This is a genomic window from Cyanobacteria bacterium FACHB-DQ100 (assembly GCA_014695195.1).
GTDB lineage: Bacteria > Cyanobacteriota > Cyanobacteriia > Leptolyngbyales > Leptolyngbyaceae > Leptolyngbya.
The window spans coordinates 257,403-273,188 of record JACJNW010000028.1 but is presented as its reverse complement, the minus strand read 5'-3'; the positions used below and the strand labels follow the sequence as shown (position 1 = coordinate 273,188).

The 15,786-nt window shown below is 50.2% G+C and carries 17 protein-coding genes; 4 read left to right on the top strand and 13 right to left on the bottom strand.

Going from position 1 to position 15,786, the window contains the following annotated elements; all coding sequences use genetic code 11:
• Positions 1 to 9 precede the first annotated feature (9 nt).
• A complete protein-coding gene (locus tag H6F51_12455) occupies positions 10 to 1,074 on the bottom strand; it encodes a uroporphyrinogen decarboxylase (protein MBD1823291.1) in 1,065 nt (354 codons plus the stop codon).
• A gap of 245 nt (positions 1,075 to 1,319) precedes the next feature.
• On the opposite strand from H6F51_12455, the gene H6F51_12450 reads away from it, so the two are divergent.
• Positions 1,320 to 1,619 (top strand): hypothetical protein, encoded by a 300-nt coding sequence (locus H6F51_12450; protein ID MBD1823290.1) that lies wholly within the window; start codon positions 1,320 to 1,322, stop codon positions 1,617 to 1,619.
• Positions 1,620 to 1,736: 117 nt separating this feature from the next.
• Here H6F51_12450 and H6F51_12445 read toward each other — a convergent pair whose 3' ends face one another.
• The 8 genes from H6F51_12445 to H6F51_12410 form a co-directional block, all read right to left on the bottom strand.
• Complete coding sequence (locus H6F51_12445) at positions 1,737 to 2,027, bottom strand: hypothetical protein (protein MBD1823289.1); 291 nt, start codon at positions 2,025 to 2,027, stop codon at positions 1,737 to 1,739.
• A gap of 188 nt (positions 2,028 to 2,215) precedes the next feature.
• A complete protein-coding gene (locus H6F51_12440; protein MBD1823288.1) occupies positions 2,216 to 3,853 on the bottom strand; it encodes a serine/threonine protein kinase in 1,638 nt (545 codons plus the stop codon).
• A 21-nt stretch (positions 3,854 to 3,874) separates the two neighbouring features.
• The gene (locus H6F51_12435; protein MBD1823287.1) at positions 3,875 to 4,696 is read right to left on the bottom strand and encodes a HAMP domain-containing histidine kinase; all 822 of its coding nucleotides are present in this window, start codon (positions 4,694 to 4,696) and stop codon (positions 3,875 to 3,877) included.
• Between the two features lie 40 nt (positions 4,697 to 4,736).
• Complete coding sequence (locus H6F51_12430; protein MBD1823286.1) at positions 4,737 to 5,936, bottom strand: BMP family ABC transporter substrate-binding protein; 1,200 nt, start codon at positions 5,934 to 5,936, stop codon at positions 4,737 to 4,739.
• A 75-nt stretch (positions 5,937 to 6,011) separates the two neighbouring features.
• Positions 6,012 to 6,695, bottom strand: coding sequence for a cysteine hydrolase (locus H6F51_12425; protein MBD1823285.1), 684 nt, complete (start codon positions 6,693 to 6,695; stop codon positions 6,012 to 6,014).
• Positions 6,696 to 6,700: 5 nt separating this feature from the next.
• Positions 6,701 to 7,723 carry a formamidase gene (locus H6F51_12420; protein ID MBD1823284.1) on the bottom strand — a complete coding sequence of 341 codons (1,023 nt, stop codon included), beginning with the start codon at positions 7,721 to 7,723 and terminating at the stop codon, positions 6,701 to 6,703.
• Between the two features lie 75 nt (positions 7,724 to 7,798).
• Positions 7,799 to 8,950 (bottom strand): glycosyltransferase family 4 protein, encoded by a 1,152-nt coding sequence (locus H6F51_12415; GenBank protein MBD1823283.1) that lies wholly within the window; start codon positions 8,948 to 8,950, stop codon positions 7,799 to 7,801.
• Between the two features lie 80 nt (positions 8,951 to 9,030).
• Positions 9,031 to 9,324, bottom strand: a complete 294-nt coding sequence (locus H6F51_12410; GenBank protein MBD1823282.1) for a DUF2470 domain-containing protein — start codon at positions 9,322 to 9,324, stop codon at positions 9,031 to 9,033.
• A gap of 171 nt (positions 9,325 to 9,495) precedes the next feature.
• Here H6F51_12410 and H6F51_12405 point away from each other — a divergent pair, with 171 nt between their 5' ends.
• The gene (locus H6F51_12405; protein ID MBD1823281.1) at positions 9,496 to 10,008 is read left to right on the top strand and encodes a L,D-transpeptidase; all 513 of its coding nucleotides are present in this window, start codon (positions 9,496 to 9,498) and stop codon (positions 10,006 to 10,008) included.
• A 180-nt stretch (positions 10,009 to 10,188) separates the two neighbouring features.
• On the top strand, positions 10,189 to 10,851 hold the full coding sequence (locus H6F51_12400) for a hypothetical protein (GenBank protein ID MBD1823280.1): 663 nt from the start codon (positions 10,189 to 10,191) through the stop codon (positions 10,849 to 10,851).
• 49 nt (positions 10,852 to 10,900) lie between these two features.
• On the opposite strand, the gene H6F51_12395 is transcribed toward H6F51_12400, so the two are convergent.
• Positions 10,901 to 11,602 carry an alpha/beta hydrolase gene (locus tag H6F51_12395; protein MBD1823279.1) on the bottom strand — a complete coding sequence of 234 codons (702 nt, stop codon included), beginning with the start codon at positions 11,600 to 11,602 and terminating at the stop codon, positions 10,901 to 10,903.
• Positions 11,603 to 11,659: 57 nt separating this feature from the next.
• Between H6F51_12395 and H6F51_12390 the strand changes: the two genes are divergently transcribed.
• Entirely contained in the window at positions 11,660 to 12,238 is a 579-nt protein-coding gene (locus H6F51_12390; GenBank protein ID MBD1823278.1) for a pyridoxamine 5'-phosphate oxidase family protein, read from the top strand.
• Here the strand turns inward: H6F51_12390 and H6F51_12385 are convergent.
• The 3 genes from H6F51_12385 to lipA all read right to left on the bottom strand — a co-directional run bounded on the left by H6F51_12385 (position 12,235) and on the right by lipA (position 15,661).
• The gene (locus H6F51_12385) at positions 12,235 to 12,894 is read right to left on the bottom strand and encodes a hypothetical protein (protein MBD1823277.1); all 660 of its coding nucleotides are present in this window, start codon (positions 12,892 to 12,894) and stop codon (positions 12,235 to 12,237) included. The two genes, H6F51_12390 and H6F51_12385, sit on opposite strands and share 4 nt — an antisense overlap.
• Positions 12,895 to 13,126: 232 nt before the next feature.
• Entirely contained in the window at positions 13,127 to 14,197 is a 1,071-nt protein-coding gene (locus tag H6F51_12380) for a PEP-CTERM sorting domain-containing protein (GenBank protein ID MBD1823276.1), read from the bottom strand.
• 537 nt (positions 14,198 to 14,734) lie between these two features.
• On the bottom strand, positions 14,735 to 15,661 hold the full coding sequence (gene lipA, locus H6F51_12375; GenBank protein ID MBD1823275.1) for a lipoyl synthase: 927 nt from the start codon (positions 15,659 to 15,661) through the stop codon (positions 14,735 to 14,737).
• Positions 15,662 to 15,786 lie beyond the last annotated feature (125 nt).

Sequence of the window (15,786 nt, the reverse complement as noted above, 5' to 3'; positions counted from 1 at the left end):
GAAATTTCATCAACGTGCAGCAGCAAGAAGCTGATCCACTTGCTTCGCCGTCTCAAAGAAGTAGGCTGCATTTTCCTCCGGGGTATTGGGGAGAATGCCGTGTCCGAGGTTCAAAATGTGACCACGGTTGCCTGCTTTGCGAATCGTGTCGAGAATGCGATCGCGGATAAATTCCTTCGATCCAAACAACACACCCGGATCAAGGTTGCCTTGCACCTTCATCTCTTTACCGAGTCGAGCGCGAGCATCCGCCATATCGACCGTCCAATCGATCGTCAAGATATCCGCTCCCGCTTTTGCCATGCGTTCTAGGAGTCCAGCGCTTCCTGTCACCAACAGAATGAGCGGCGTGTCCGGATGCACCTGTTTAATCTTGCGGAACACCTGCTGTTGATACGGCAACGCAAACGTATCGTAATCTTGAGGGCTAAGTTGTCCTGCCCAAGAATCGAACATTTGGATCACTTGTGCACCACAGTCGATTTGATAGCAAGCGTAAGTCGCGATCGCATCTGCCAGCTTCGACAACAATTGATGCAGAATCGCCGGATCAGAAAATGCCATGTTTTTGATGATCGAATAGGTCTTCGATCCTTTGCCTTCGACGGCGTAAGCCGCTAATGTCCAAGGCGCACCGACAAATCCCAGAACCGTTGCTTCATTTTTGACTTCTTCGCGCAGAGACTTCAAAATCGTTTTGATAAACGGCATCGTTTCTTCGGGAACGAGCGGATGCAGTCGATCGATCTGTGCTTGAGTGCGAATCGGATCAGCAATGATCGGGCCTTTTCCCTCAGCGATGTCCATCTCGATTCCGAGACCGGGAAGCGGAGTCACAATGTCGGAAAACAGAATCACGCCATCGGGCTTGAAAGCTCTCCAAGGTTGCAGCGACACCTCGATCGCGACCTCTGGAATTTCAGAGCGTTCGCGGAACGACGGATAGCGATCGCGCAGATCTCGATAGGCTTTCATGTAGCGACCAGCCTGTCGCATCATCCAAACTGGGGGACGATCTAACACTTCGCCCCGTGCTGCCCGTAACAAAAGTGGAAGTTGCGAAGAACCCGTCATGCAGAAGCCTCTTGATAAAACCTTTTGTTTTCTACGTTTCTTAGCCTATCACTGGAGGGGATCTGGTATAGCCGCAATCCCAATGAATGTAACGGTTTTGAAATATTCCATCGCTCGAACGGCCGATGTTTGTAACCACGAAATAGCTCTAACAACAGAGTCACTTCTCAAGCTTTAGTCAGATTAATTTGGAGTTTGAAGTTTATATTCTGAAGCTGTTCAAAGTTGATAAAAGGATAAAAACAATGACTAAATTTGCTGCAAAACTCGCATTAGCTTCTGCTTTGATTTTGGCTCCGATGTCGCTGCCTGCAATGAGCCAAACCGGAACTGGAACCGGAACTGGAACCGGGACTGGAACCGGCACGACTACTCAAGATGCAGGTTATCACCAAGAAGGACGCAACGGTTACTGGGGTCTGTTGGGCTTGCTCGGATTGTTCGGTTTGATGGGACGCAAGAGCAGCCGCGATGAGCATTCTTCGACGGGTGCAACTGCATATCGTGATCCGGCAGATGTATCGGGAACCCGCGATCGCTACTAATCGGTTAGACAACTCAAAAGCTTAACGGCATGGAAGCAGAGAAGCCTTTCATGCCGTTTATTGGTGTTTAATACTACATCAACGGAAATTATTTCTTGAATTTGCTGAAAATAAAGCTCAATCTGCAAATTCAACCTCTTTTAATCGGGTCGCTTTTTCTTGTAATCGCTTGAGCATTCGCGATTCACCGATCCATTCATCAAGCTCAAGTGTTTCTTGAAGCTCATCATTTTCGTAACGCCTCAGAAACTCTTCGGTTGAGAGTTGGTATTGAGTTTCAAAAGCTTCAAGTCGTGTTTGAGTTCGTTGAATTCCAGCTTCAACCGACGAAAGTGATTCGGCGATCACAGCTTCAATCAGCGATCGCAAATTGGGATACTGAGAGATGAGTTTCAGTTCAGTCCTGATACCAGATTGATTTGTGGATGCGACAGATTCTCGCCCCCTAAATCCCCCAGAATGGGGGACTTTGAGTATGGCATTCTATGTTTAATTCGGTATGAGGAGCGATCGTAAATAATGCTTCTTTAATTTTGCCGTAGTTTCTGAAGTGCAAGAAGCTCGGACAGTAGAATGAAATACCACCCGCTTAAGGTCTAATCATGTAAATTTGAGTCCCAAACCCCGACATAAATCCGATCGCGCTCGTTCCGCTCAATGACACCTTTGAGATTGCCTTGTTGAAATCGATAGCGATTGCGTTCTCGTCGATAAACTTGCTTCAACCCGTTGATGACTTCCGATGTGGCACGGCTACCTAGCATTCCATTGACGGTCACTTGCAGCGTTAAATCATCAACCGATTGAGCAAATGATGCCTCAGTTTGCCGAATTTGGTTTGTCGATCGGTCGTACAGATAGGCAAGCGTAATCTGATCGGGTACAACTTCATACAAAGCGCTGCGAGTATTTTGCCAATAGCCGCGCCCTGTTTGTGCAGGCTCTCCCAGAATTGCTCGCACTTCCTGTTCCGACGTGCCAACTGCGAAACCAGGAACACGACCCGTTGATTGAGTTTTTGTTTGAGAAGGTTCTGGGGTAGACGGCGCGATCGGAGTTGCTTCAGGGCTGGGAGATGGCGGAATCGAAGCGCTAGGTTTGGGTTGGGGCGGGTCGATTTGGACGGGAGACGGACTCGGGGCTTCAGACGGCGTAGGCGAAATCGAAGGGAGTGGACTCGGAGAATTCAGCGTTACGGCGGGTTCAGATGTTTGGCGCGATCGCGGCGAGAGCAGTGCGATCGCCACTCCAGTTAAGGTGAGTCCGGTTAAAGCGGCAAGCAGCCAAGCTAGGCGCAATTTTGGATTTGTCGTTGCGATCGGTTCTTCGGTTCTTGGGGCATACGCGATCGTTGCGGCAGTTGCAGTCGAAACTTTTGAAGCCTGCGTTACAGGAGCAGTGAAGGTTTGTGACGGCGTGACAGCATCCTGTGGCAGAAGGGATAACCATTCTTCAACGCTGGCAGAGCGCATGGCGGCGTTCATTGCCATCCCCCGCAGAATTGCCTGGTTCACACCCGGACTAACCGAGGGTTGGAGTTCTCGCGGTTCGGGCATTCGTTCGTGATCTCGTAGAATCGCTGCGATCGGAACGGTTGCTGTAACTAATGCGTAGAGTGTTGCAGCTAAGCCGTAAACATCGCTTGCAGGACTGCGTTTTTGCTGAGCGAAATATTGCTCGATCGGTGCATATCCGACCGACATCATTTGGGTATGCGTTTGCGTTGAATTCGGTGTGAATTCCCGTGCAATGCCAAAATCGATCAGAATGGCTTCTTGGGTACCTTCACGAATAATAATGTTTTCAGGTTTGATATCTCGATGCAGCAATCCGTTGCGGTGAACCACTTGCAGCGCTGAGCCGATTTGCCGGATGTAGTGAATTGCGATCGCTTCCGATAGCGGTCGATTCGGAAAAACGATCTCTTCCAGTGTTTTGCCGGGAATGTAATCCATCACCATGTACGAGCGATCGCTTTCGATGAAAAAATCACTCACGCGCACAATATTCGGATGCACACACAGCGCCAACCGCCGCGCTTCATCCTGGAATTTGCGCTCGAAATCGGCAAAATTTCGCTCGAATCTTAGGGACTCATTCAGCGTTTTGATCACTACAGTTTGATGCAAAAAGTGATGAATTGCTTTATAAGTCACGCCGAATCCACCCTGACCAATAATCGCTTGCAGGGTGTATTTACCATTTGAGAGCGTTGTACCAACGAGAGAATCCATGCCAAATCAAGCCTGACCGCTTTATGATTGAACCGCATTTCGAGGCAGAGTGCATCGGAGTTGAGTGATAGTTTCTGCTGAGTTCATTGGCAGCTTGACCAATTCTAACCGACCCTTCATAAACTCCATGAGATTCTGATTCAGCAATAGACTAAATCCTAACGAGGGCGGTTCCAAATCGAGTGGCGCTTCTCGTTTGAGCAAGTCGATCGCTTCTTGCCAAACCTCAATCGGGCGTTCGTCTTCCAAATCGATATACACAAAATTCGCATCTGCGTGTGCCGAAAGTTTAATCGAGCCTTCCTGCATCGTCGCGATCGCGCTGCTAATCAAACTGGTTAACACTTGCAAAAGCGATTTGCGATCGGCAATAGCCTTGAGGTCAGGATCAGGTGAGGCTAAATAAAAGGGTAGATTCCGATTTTCCGATAATAGATGCGTTAAAGAATATACATTATCCAACACATCAGAAATAGAAACAGGTTGTAGGTCTAATTTGCCTGTTCCGTATTCAGTTTTAGAAATATGAATAACCTCATCGAGTAGCTTGACTAGCTTGAGTGCAGACTCATTTGCCTGGGCAATAAATTCGCGTTCTTCTTCAGGTGATTCACACAAGTCCGCAAGAATGAGCTGATGTGCGCCGATCATGCCGTTGAGGGGCGATCGCAATTCATGAGACGTTCGCGCCAGAAATCCCGCTTTGAATTGGCTGAGTTCGAGCAGCGATCGATACGCTAGTTCAAGCTCCTGATTATTCTGAGGAGCCTTTCGGGCCAACCATCCACCGACAAAACCGAGGCTCAATCCTGCAATTAAATAAATCCAGTTCATGCTTGCCACCGCTAATCCCGTCTACGAGTTTAGCGGTGGCAGTGAATTTCTAGGCGGTTTTGCCGACTACACCTTCAACCAGCCAGTTCATCGATTCAAGCTCGATCGCAGTTGCGCCGTAATCTTTACCTGCTGGAACGACTGTTTTTCCGGTGTTATCTTTCAGTCCACCTTTATAAATCACCAGTGAACCCGACTGCATTTTCGCGATCGCTGCATCTGCATCTTTTTTCGCAACATCAGACACCGCAGAACCAAAGGATGAGATCTTCACGAATCCATCCTTGTATCCGCCTCTAAGCAAATGCGGAATCCCACCATTCATCAGCGTCTTACCTTCTTGAATCATCTTGGTGTATTCGCTATACACCTTTGTCCAATCCCACTCCGCACCCGTCAGATAGCCCTTCGGTGCCAGCGATGCCTGGTTGGCGTGATAGCCCGACGTAAACACGCCCCGTTTTTCTGCGGTTTCCATCACTACTTTTGGACTGTCCACATGGCAGGTAATCACATCTGCGCCTTGGTCAACCAAGCTGTTTGTGGCTTCAGCTTCTTTGACCGGCAGCGACCAATCCCCCGTGAAAATCACCTGAGTTGTAATGTTCGGCTTGATGCTACGTGCGCCTAACGTAAAGCTGTTGATGTTGCGAAGCACTTGTGGAATCGGTTTTGCTGCCACAAAACCGAGCTTGCCTGTTTTGCTCATGTGCCCAGCGACTACGCCCGCAACGTATTGGGCTTCGTCGATGTAGCCGAAGTAGCTTCCCACATTTTTTGGGTGTTTATTGGCATCATAGAGTCCGCCACAGTGGAAGAACTGCACTTCAGGGTAATCGGCGGCAAGTTTGAGAATATGCGGATCGAAGTAGCCAAATGACGTTGGAAACAAGACCGTAGCTTTATCTTGCTCGATCATGTTCCGCATGGCTTCTTGGACTTCGGTAGTTTCAGGAACGCTGGCTTGATCGACCGTTTTAACATTCAGGGCTTTCAACCCTTCTTTGCCCTGAGAGTGCGCCTGATTATAGCCGAAGTCATCTTTAGGTCCGACGTAGATGAACCCCATGGCAAGCTCTTTTCCTGCCGCTGGACTTGTACCTGTCGTCGTTGTTGCGGTGTTTGTATTGTTAGCCGGCGTACATCCTGTCCAGAGTTTCGAGGTTGCGCCAAAGGCTCCGGTCGCCAAGAGCCCCCGCACAACCTGACGGCGGGAAACTCGTGAATGACGCTCATCATTCTTGCTCATCGTTGATTCCTTTTTCGGATACTAATAAACGCGATCGATTGAAGTCTGTTTCCTTTGATCAAATTGTATAATCTGTCACAATCCTGCTTTTAGGGCGGTGATGAGCGCGATCGAGTCAGAGACTGCCCCAAAGACGCCGCCCTGCATTTTGATCATCTTGAGCGCTGCAAGGTAGTTTCCATAATCGGTTGCGCCAGTACAATCAGACAGCAGCAAGCATTCGTAGCCGCGATCGTTGGCATCTCTCATCGTGGTGTGTACACAGACATCGGTTGTAATTCCGGTGAGAATCAAATTCTGAATGTTCTTGCGTTTCAGAATCAAATCCAGATCGGTTGCATAAAACGATCCTTTTCCGGGTTTGTCGATGATCACTTCTCCGGGCAAGGGTGCCAGTTCAGGAATGATTTCCCATCCAGGTTCGCCCCGCACCAGAATTCTTCCACAAGGCCCTGGATCACCAATACCAGCGCCGATCTGCTGCGATCGCCAGCGTTTATTCTCCGGTAGATCTGACAAATCCGGGCGGTGTCCTTCGCGGGTGTGAATAATCGTGTAGTTGAGCGATCGCAGGATCGTCAACAGATTGCGGATCGGTTCGATCGGAGCGCGGGTCAGCGACAAATCATAGCCCATTTTGTCAACATACCCGCCCTTGCCACAGAAGTCCGTCTGCATATCAATCACAATCAGCGCCGTGTTTTCAGGACGCAGATCGCCATTAAACGGATAGGGATACGGATCAGCCTCGACGAACATCATGCTTAACCTCCGGTCACAGAGGTCGGGAGTTCTTCGCCACGGTACGATCGTGTCGGAGTCGCGAATCCGCAAGAGGTTCCGTCGGTGTAAATCACTTCGTCTTCCCAAGGCAAGCGATAACTGCCATTGACTAAATCTTGCATATAAGTGTAAGGACAGTCTTGCGCTCCACCTTTTACCGCCACGTAGCCGCGATGCCCGAACTGATAGATATTATTTTCAACGCTCCAATGCTTCCGGGCTTCACGCACCAGATCCGGGCGTAACTCTGCGGTGATGATCTCATCTGGGCGATGGCTACCCATCACCAGCGGCGCGCCGTCGAAGTTCACAAACATACCTTCACCCATCGAGTCAAACGTGCCATCGGTGCCGCACATACACACCGAGGCAGTGTACATCAGATTGCAAAACGCGTTCGCTTGATTGGTGACTTGCCAGGAGTGACGGATTGGAGCGGTGTAGCCTGCGGTACGAATTATGATTTCTGCACCTTTGTAGGCACATTCACGCGCCATTTCCGGGAACATCCCATCGTGACAAATGATGAGCGCGATCGTGCTGCCGTTCGGGCCTTCACACACAGGAATTCCCAAGTTTCCAGGCTCCCACGGTTCGACTGGAACCCAAGGATGCAGCTTGCGGTAATACAGTTTCAGTTCTCCGGTGTCGTCGATGATGATACCGCTGTTATAGGGATTGCCGTGGGGGTTGTATTCCATGATCGAAAAGCATCCCCAGATGTGATTGTCCCGGCAAGCTTTCTGAAACGCTTGGACTTCTTTTCCGTCTAAGCGGCACATGATTTCTGGATTGGTGTCCATCGACAAGCCATGCAGCGAGTATTCAGGGAAGACCACCAGATCCATAGTCGGCATATTTCGTCGCGCTTTGCCGACCATTTGGCAAATGAGATCGGTCTGTGTCGCCAGATCATCGGGTGTTACCACGTTCGGAAGCTGCAACTGCACCAACCCCAAAACCACACCGTTTGGAGTCTTGTTTAAGCCACCTAGTCCACTCATCATCCTGCCCTCAAGATTGTTTGTGTGTCAGCTTTATCACACTTTTCTGAGGGCAATTCGTGCCTTACGATACGGTTAGAGACCTGTCAGTTCCTTTAAGCGCTGAACAAACGCAGGTTTACCAAACGCTGCAAGGCTTTCTTGGCGTAACCACTCTGCCGCACAGCGCTGATCCTCGCCTTTGAGCATTTCGATGCAGGCGATCGCCACTTTATCCGGGTCACGATGCGGAACTCGCCACCCTAAACGCCCATCTTGCAATGGATCTGCCGATCCATCTGCATCCCCTGAAAGCACAGGTACGCCGCACGCCAATGCTTCCAAATACACAATGCCAAAGCCTTCTTGAGACGGCATCACATACGCATCTGCAAGACAATAATGTTTCGGAAGTTCCTCAGCGGCAACGAATCCGGCAAACACAACGTGATCGCTCACGCCCAAGTCTTCCGCCAGTTTTGCTAATCGTGGCTGATCGTCTCCTCGCCCAATCACCAAATATTTCACATTGGGAAACACTCGGAGAATTTGTGGCAAAGCGCGAATTGTGACATCTACACCCTTATAGGGATCGCCCGACCACAAGCGGGCAACAGTCATTAAAACCTTGCAATTCTCAAGCTGGTATTTCCGCAACAATTCTGAGTCTTTTGCTTGAGGTTGAAACACGGAACCATCCACCGCACAAAAGAGGAAATCAACTTTATTAGGCTCAATTCCATTCGCTGCACAAGCTCGATCGCACGAATACCGACTAATTGCCCAAACGCGATCGGCATTCTGCAAAGCGCGTTGTTTTCTACTCGGTAACGGTTCCCAAACTTCCTTCCCGTAGGTCAACACAGTATAAGGAATTCCCAACGGTTTACAGAGCGTTTGAATTAAAGGAGCAAGGAGAATGTGACCGCAAAAAACTCGGTCCGGACGGTGCTTTAAAAGATGCGTGAATAGAGCGATCGCTAACTTCATTCGTCCCAACCTGGGCGATCGATCTTTGCAGTAATGAAACCGCGATCGCTCTGATGCAAACGGATTTCCGACGGATGCGCGATCTCGTAGAAGAAAGATATCAGCGCTCAGCGTATCGATTTGCGAATAGGTTCGCAGAATATCTTTGACATAAGACTGAATTCCGCCTTCGCAAGAGAAGATTTCGAGAAAAACAAAAACATGATTCTGGGGCATAAGCAGGAAAAAGGGCGAACCGCAGTCCGCCCAGAAGAGCATCAGATTACCCTTCCTTTAAATGCCCAAATCGTGAGCGTGATCACACAATTTCAGGAACTAAAGAAGTTTCTGTGCGTCCTCTAGTCGCTCGGTCGAACGCGCTTCAGCATTTCTACCAGAATAATGTGCGCTTCTTTTGCGTCTTTTAGAGTGCGATCGAACGTCACGCGCACCGGAACCGTTTCTTCGTTTACCTGTGCCAAAAGATCCATGCCTTTTTCATCAATCGACTTCATTTCAGCAGTCGTTGCATCCTTGACCTTGCCAAAATATTGCGCGTAAACCAGCACCGCATCGCCATGATCTTTATTCATGTGGCTACAAATGCGATCGCTCACCGCAGGCGAAAAGGCTTCACTGACGGATTCAGACATAACTCCCTCCTATGCACTGATTCGATGATACCGTACTGCGAAATGAGGAGTCTTGTTCGCTAGCAGGCGGCTTTTCTTCAGGTTCTACGAAGCCGATCTCACGCCTTCGGCAGATGAATCGGTGTTTCGCAATCTGGTTTCGTCTTGGGTGTAGTTCTGTCCTAACAACCGATGCAGCGAAAAACAGTGTGGTGTGTAGGAGTTTTGCTTGCTTGTGCAGCGCTAGTAAGTCCCCAACCGAGTTTCTCGAAACCTGTTACTGAACCCGTTCCAGAATCACAGCAGATCGCACAACCTTTGAGATTAGAAATTCGGCTGAAACAACGGCGGGTGAATGTTTATCAGGGCGATCGTCGAGTCAAAACCTACCCGATCGCCGTCGGTCGTCCGGGATGGGAAACCCCGATCGGTACCTATACGGTGAAGCAAAAAATCCGCAATCCCGAATGGATTCATCCCTTAAATGGCTCAAAGGTTCCGGGCGGCGATCCAGAAAATCCACTCGGACAATACTGGATTGGATTTTGGACAGACGGAAAAAACTGGATCGGATTTCACGGGACTCCCAATCCAGAATCCGTCGGCACTGCGGCTTCTCATGGCTGTATTCGGATGTACAACCGCGATGTTGAAGAACTCTTCGGTAAAGTCGGTCTGGGGACAGAGGTAGTCGTCAAAAACTAAGCAATTTATGAAATTTCTTCTAGGCATAAATCAAACCACAGGCAGAGAGCCTTGATCCCTCATAGTGCCTAAACTGCAACCTATGGTTGTGAGTCCAACTTCGGATTTCGCTTCCGCCCATTCGGTGAGTTCCAATCAGTCAACCGAACTTGTCAACATCAAGCAAAAGGGAGAGTACCGATGAACGGAAAGATCAAGAAATTAGCGAGTACGATCGGCATTGCTGGCTTTGGATCATTGATGTCGCTGCCTGTGATGGCGCAATCCCCGCTAAATCCGAACCCCAGTATTTTTAACGAAGCCCCCTACAATCGGGCGGCTCAGTCTTCAACGACAACCCAAAACTCAACAGTACAGAATTCAACACAAAATTCAACACAAAATTCAACAACAGGTGGCTCGACTTCGGGCGGTTCGACAACACAGCAACCGGTTTCACCGCGATCGAACCCTTCGTCGGTGCCCGTGGAAGCGAGTCCTAGTGAAGCAGGGGGTTCAACGCCTTCCTCTTCTCAAACAGCTCCTTCAACCGTCACACCGACTAACCGACCGGGTCAAGTCGCACCTGCTCCCGAAACCACTAGCCCAACTTCACCCACCACCACTCCGGGAGGTTCCTCTGGTGATGTAGTCGTACCAACTACACCCTCTGGCTCGACGGAGACCACTCCGACACCGACTCCTGACTCGACTCAAACGACACCGAGTACCACGACTCCTGATTCGACTCAAACGGCACCGAGTACCACGACTCCTGATTCATCCACCACTCCGAGTTCTACTCCCTCTGAGAGTGATTCGGGAAGCAGCGGCACCTCTGGCGGTGTTCGCGCACTCTGGTAGAGCGGTATAGCCTTCAAAGAGGGGTGCGATTACACCCCTCTTTTTTGCGTCAATTGAGATGAGTTGCCCACTGTTTGACAACTTCCGCAGAGCCATACCAGCGTCCGGGCGATCGCGGTGAATGACTCACCCCTTCGTAAATCAAATTCTCCGCGCCTTCGAGATGAGCGGCTTCGATCGGCGTAATGCCATCGCCCCAAGTATCGCCCCGTCCTCCAGTGAGTTGATAGCTGCTGTAGGCAAGCCAACTACCCAACCGCCGCGCTCCAAAAATGGATTTACCCGCGACACAGACATATTTCACTTGCGGATAAAACGCACCGGGATAAGTAAAATTGACGAAATTCAGATTCTTTAGCGTCCAGCGTTCATAACTCGTTTGCGGTGTACCGAGTGTCACCAGCGTTGAAACAAACTGATGCGCTTGCCAGACATAGGTGCGATCGCTGCTCATTCCATGCACATCATACGCGTTCTCACCCAGATAAATGCGCGAAATCCACCCGCCTGCTGAGTGTCCAACCAGATTGATTTTCTCGGTGGCGTAAGTTTGCCGGACTTGTTGAACGGTACGATCGAGCGCTTCTAGAATCGGCAGTATCGATCGACCGCCCAAGGTTGGCAACCAATCTCGTTTTACTAAGGGAACCGTCACGGCTGAAATTCCGAGGTCAATTAACGTTTGCTGCATCTCGCGGTAATCGTTTGCGCCCGCAAGATACCCCGGTAAAATCACAGTCGGCAGTGCCATAAATTCATCAGTAGAAACGCTTCATGTAGGATCTTAAAGCATTTATTTGATTCCCCTATGTCCTTAGCTCCTTGGCGTTCTATTCTGGCGGGTGCGCTTCATCGCAATCGCTCTCTGCCTTATGCTCGGTATGTCCAACTTGCAACGGTTAGACCCGATGGCAGACCTGCAAATCGTACGATCGTCTTTCGCGGCTTCCTGGATGACACAAATCAGCTTAAATTTGTCAGCGACGATCGCAGCGAAAAGCCAAAGCACATCGAACATTGCCCTTGGGCTGAGGTCTGCTGGTACTTTCCAAACACTCGCGAACAGTTCCGCATTGCGGGAAAACTGAGCCTAATCGACCATACAAATTCAGACCAGCGACTGCAAACAGCACGACAACAAATATGGCAAGAGCTATCAGATAGCGCTAGAACTCAGTTTGCTTGGGCGCATCCAGGACAGCCCCGCGCAGGAGACGAAACCTTTTCCCCTCCTGCACCCAGCCCAAGTGATCCACTCCAGCAGTTTTGTCTACTTCTGCTGAATCCAACTGATGTGGATCATCTAGAATTACGCGGCAATCCACAGAATCGCTATCAGTATCACTTAAACTCAGAAGACTGGATTGTTGAAGCAGTCAACCCTTAACGGGGCAATACTCCCTGGAAATTGAATTCCACCTGACGCACAATACTGCTAATCACACTAAAGGTTTGTCCAGTGCCGATCGGGAAATTCGGCGCGTCAGGTTCAATCACATACAGTCCAGGTGCGAGACGAGCGCGGAAAGTGCCCTGTGCGTCAGGTGTGACGCGGAAGAATTGATCGCGAGAAGTTGTGGAAATTTTTAATGCTCCTGTATAGGGACGAGTCGCGCAAGTGCTTGCAGGAGCTGTCACTGAGCAAATCGGTGTGAAAGAAACTCTGCCAGAAATTCCGCTCAACATGGTGTCGCCTGATTGCGGCATGGTGCGAATATCGGGAGGCGCAGGTAAATCAGGAAGTGGGCGGCGATAATCTCCCGGCATGGGGAATGGCTCGATCGGAATCCGTCGAGTCGGGCGAGCAGGAACTCTGGGAGTCCGGGTAGCAGGCGTGATCTGAGTTGGGCGAACAGGTCTTCTGGGAGTCCGAATGACAGGTCTTCTGGGAAGCGGGACGGGAGGAACCGCCGGAGGCGCAATCACCGAGCTAGGTGCAGCAGGGGATTCCGGTGCAGGAAGGGGTGCTTGAGCGATCAGCCAATCTTCTTTTGCTTGAGTGACGATCGGAAACAGCGCACTACTCAGAACAATCCCAGACATTCCACTAATGATCGCGCACAATCTTATTAAGCCAAACATTGCACCTTTCCTAGCTGAAGACATGGCTAATTTCTAGCACAGTACGATCGTGCGATCGAGTAGGATTCCCCTTTCTTGATGAAAGCTTCAAACGTGTATGGGAATATTTACGGAAACAAGCCACTTTCTCGATGGCTGAATTTAAGCAAAAAAAAGCCCCTTCAGCAAGGGACTTCTATCATTGAGTTGACTGTTAGTCTTTTTTCTTTTTCTTAGCGCGGCGGCGCTGCATTAGGGTTGCAAATCCGATCGCTGCCCCTGATCCAAGAATCGTCATCGGCTCTGGAATTGGCTCTGTGGGACCGCCACCCCCACCGCCGCCAGTACCGCCACCGCCGCCGCCGCCAGTACCGCCGCCGCCAATGTCGATCGGGGGAGAGGAATCGCCGCTGTCGCTATCGCCGCTCAGCCCAAGGGCTAATCCTGCAATTCCGCCTGCAATCAGGAGCGGTGTTAAGAATCCACCGCCACCGCCGCCAGCGATCGGTGCAACAGGGGGAATTTGAGCCACCGGAGGTGTCCCAGCACCTGATACCACAGGAGGGGGTTCACCCCCTCCAACGGGACAGGCAGTATCTCGCAGCCTCACAATAAAGTCATCATAGTCGCGGTCTTGTGCTGGACGGTTTCGCACAATTCTTGACCCCGTATCATCCCATCCAATCTGCATTCCTCCAGTTTGGCATAACTCCGTGATATTGCCTGTGAACCGAACGTGCTGTTCGGCGTTGGGATTTAAGCGATCGGTGGAATAGAGAATACCTGTAGGTCTGCCATTGAATGAAGACTCTAGGTAGAAAACGTAATCGTTATTCGGTTGGAATGTGTACTTCCCTCTGGGTTGGGGAACTGCATTTCCGGGAGTTCCGCTGAAGTCTTGCTGACTGCCGACATCATCAATTTTGGTAGACGGTCGGAAAATTGTTTCGGGATTATCCGAGGGTTTGGTTTCTATCAGCAGGGGCGTTTTCTCATTCGTGGTCAAGTTGATCACGCCGAACGTGGATTGATATGCGCCGTGAGACTCGACAAAATCGGTTTCTAAAGTTGCATTTCGATTGACTCGGATACCTTGGTTGCCGATCGACAGATCCGCAGCCCGTGCAGGCAGCACTAAACTGCTGGTTAACCATCCCAATGAGAGCGTAAATGCGATCGTGGTAAGACGATTTCTACGCCGATCCGGATTTTCAGGTGGAGTACAGCGGAATAAAGGCTGCCTCCTCACACACTGCCTTGAAGTAGGACTTTGTTCTGACACCATCTAAAGCTGACTCTATGAAAGGACTATGATTAACGCCCTGGAAGCGCTCACTGCAATTCTCGCTGCAAGCTAAATCTGCCAAGGAGTCATGAGGAGCGCGACTTTAACTTCCGCTCAGTGTAAAAACGTTTGTGTAATAACAGCATCACCCTTGCGGAGGAGCGAAATTTTGGCGGGAATTATGTCGCTAGAAACATCCAAGTCAATCTGAGTAGCTAAATAGAGCTGGGCATGTCAAAGAGATGGGCCATTTGACCCATGCAATTCGTTTTAATTGCAGCCAATTGCTTTTGTGCAGCACTCCAACTCTGTAAGCGGCAATCGAACTGATTAGATCAGCTTCACCGCTGTTGTAAATGTTGGTCGAAGTATGCGGCTAATCAGCAATCCTGCATTTGATTACTCCTCACGCGGCTAATCTTTACACCCTGCATTTTCCGCGCTTACTGGAGTCCCGATGATTTCCTAAATTAGAACTGATACATCCCTCTTAACCTCTATCGAAGGGTAGGCATCCATTAGGGTTTAATCAGCAGTTTAGGCTTCCTCGCCAGCATGGTATGAACTGCGAACTAACGGAGCCGATCGCACATGAGAAAACCCCATGTCTTGTGCAATCTTGCCTAAACGCTCAAATTCGTCAGGATGCCAATATTTCTGCACTGGGAGATGCTCTAGCGATGGACGCATATACTGCCCGATCGTGACGCGATCGCAGCCGACCGTTCTTAGATCTTGCAGCGTTTCGATCACTTCTGCTTCCATTTCTCCATGTCCCAACATCAAGCCAGATTTTGTCGGGATCGTGGGATCGAGTTCCTTCACTGTTTGCAAGACTCGGAGAGTGCGATCGTACTTAGCACCACGTCGCACCGGAGCCTGTAGCCGCTTGATCGTTTCGATGTTGTGATTGTAGCAAGCGGGCTTTTCAGCCACGATCGTCGCGATTCGCTCCTGCTGTAAGGCTTCAGGTGAAGTGCCGTCTTGCCGTCCGCCCCAGAAATCCGGAGTCAAGACCTCGATTTGAGTTTGTGGATTGAGCACGCGAATCTGCCGCATCGTTTCCGCAAACCAACCCGCGCCTTGATCAGCTAAATCATCTCGCGCTACTGAGGTCAGCACGACATATCGCAATCCCAGAAGTTGTACCGATTCCGCAACTTTTCGGGGTTCCTCCGTGTCGAGCGGCATCGGTGTGTGTCCTTTATCCACCTGGCAGAACGCGCACGATCGCGTACAGGTAGGCCCCATCAGTAAAAACGTGGCAGTCTTTTGGGCATAGCATTCTCCCCGATTGGGGCAGCGCCCTTCCTCACAAATCGTGTGAATCTGCCGCTGTTTAATAATTTGCTGCACCGTCGAAATTTCACTGGCACTCCCGATCGAACGGCGTAGCCAATCAGGCAGGGCAGAGACGATCGCACGACGCTCAGAAATTGCAGATCGATTCGTTTGGGGTGACATAAACAAGGGAATGCTAAGGGTCAGTTCGTTCTAAAGTTGGCGCAAGCCAGCAGCAAAAAATATGAAGTTTTTTGACCTATCGCCATTATAAGGGAGCAATTCAGCGGAGTCGGGTACTAAAGCCG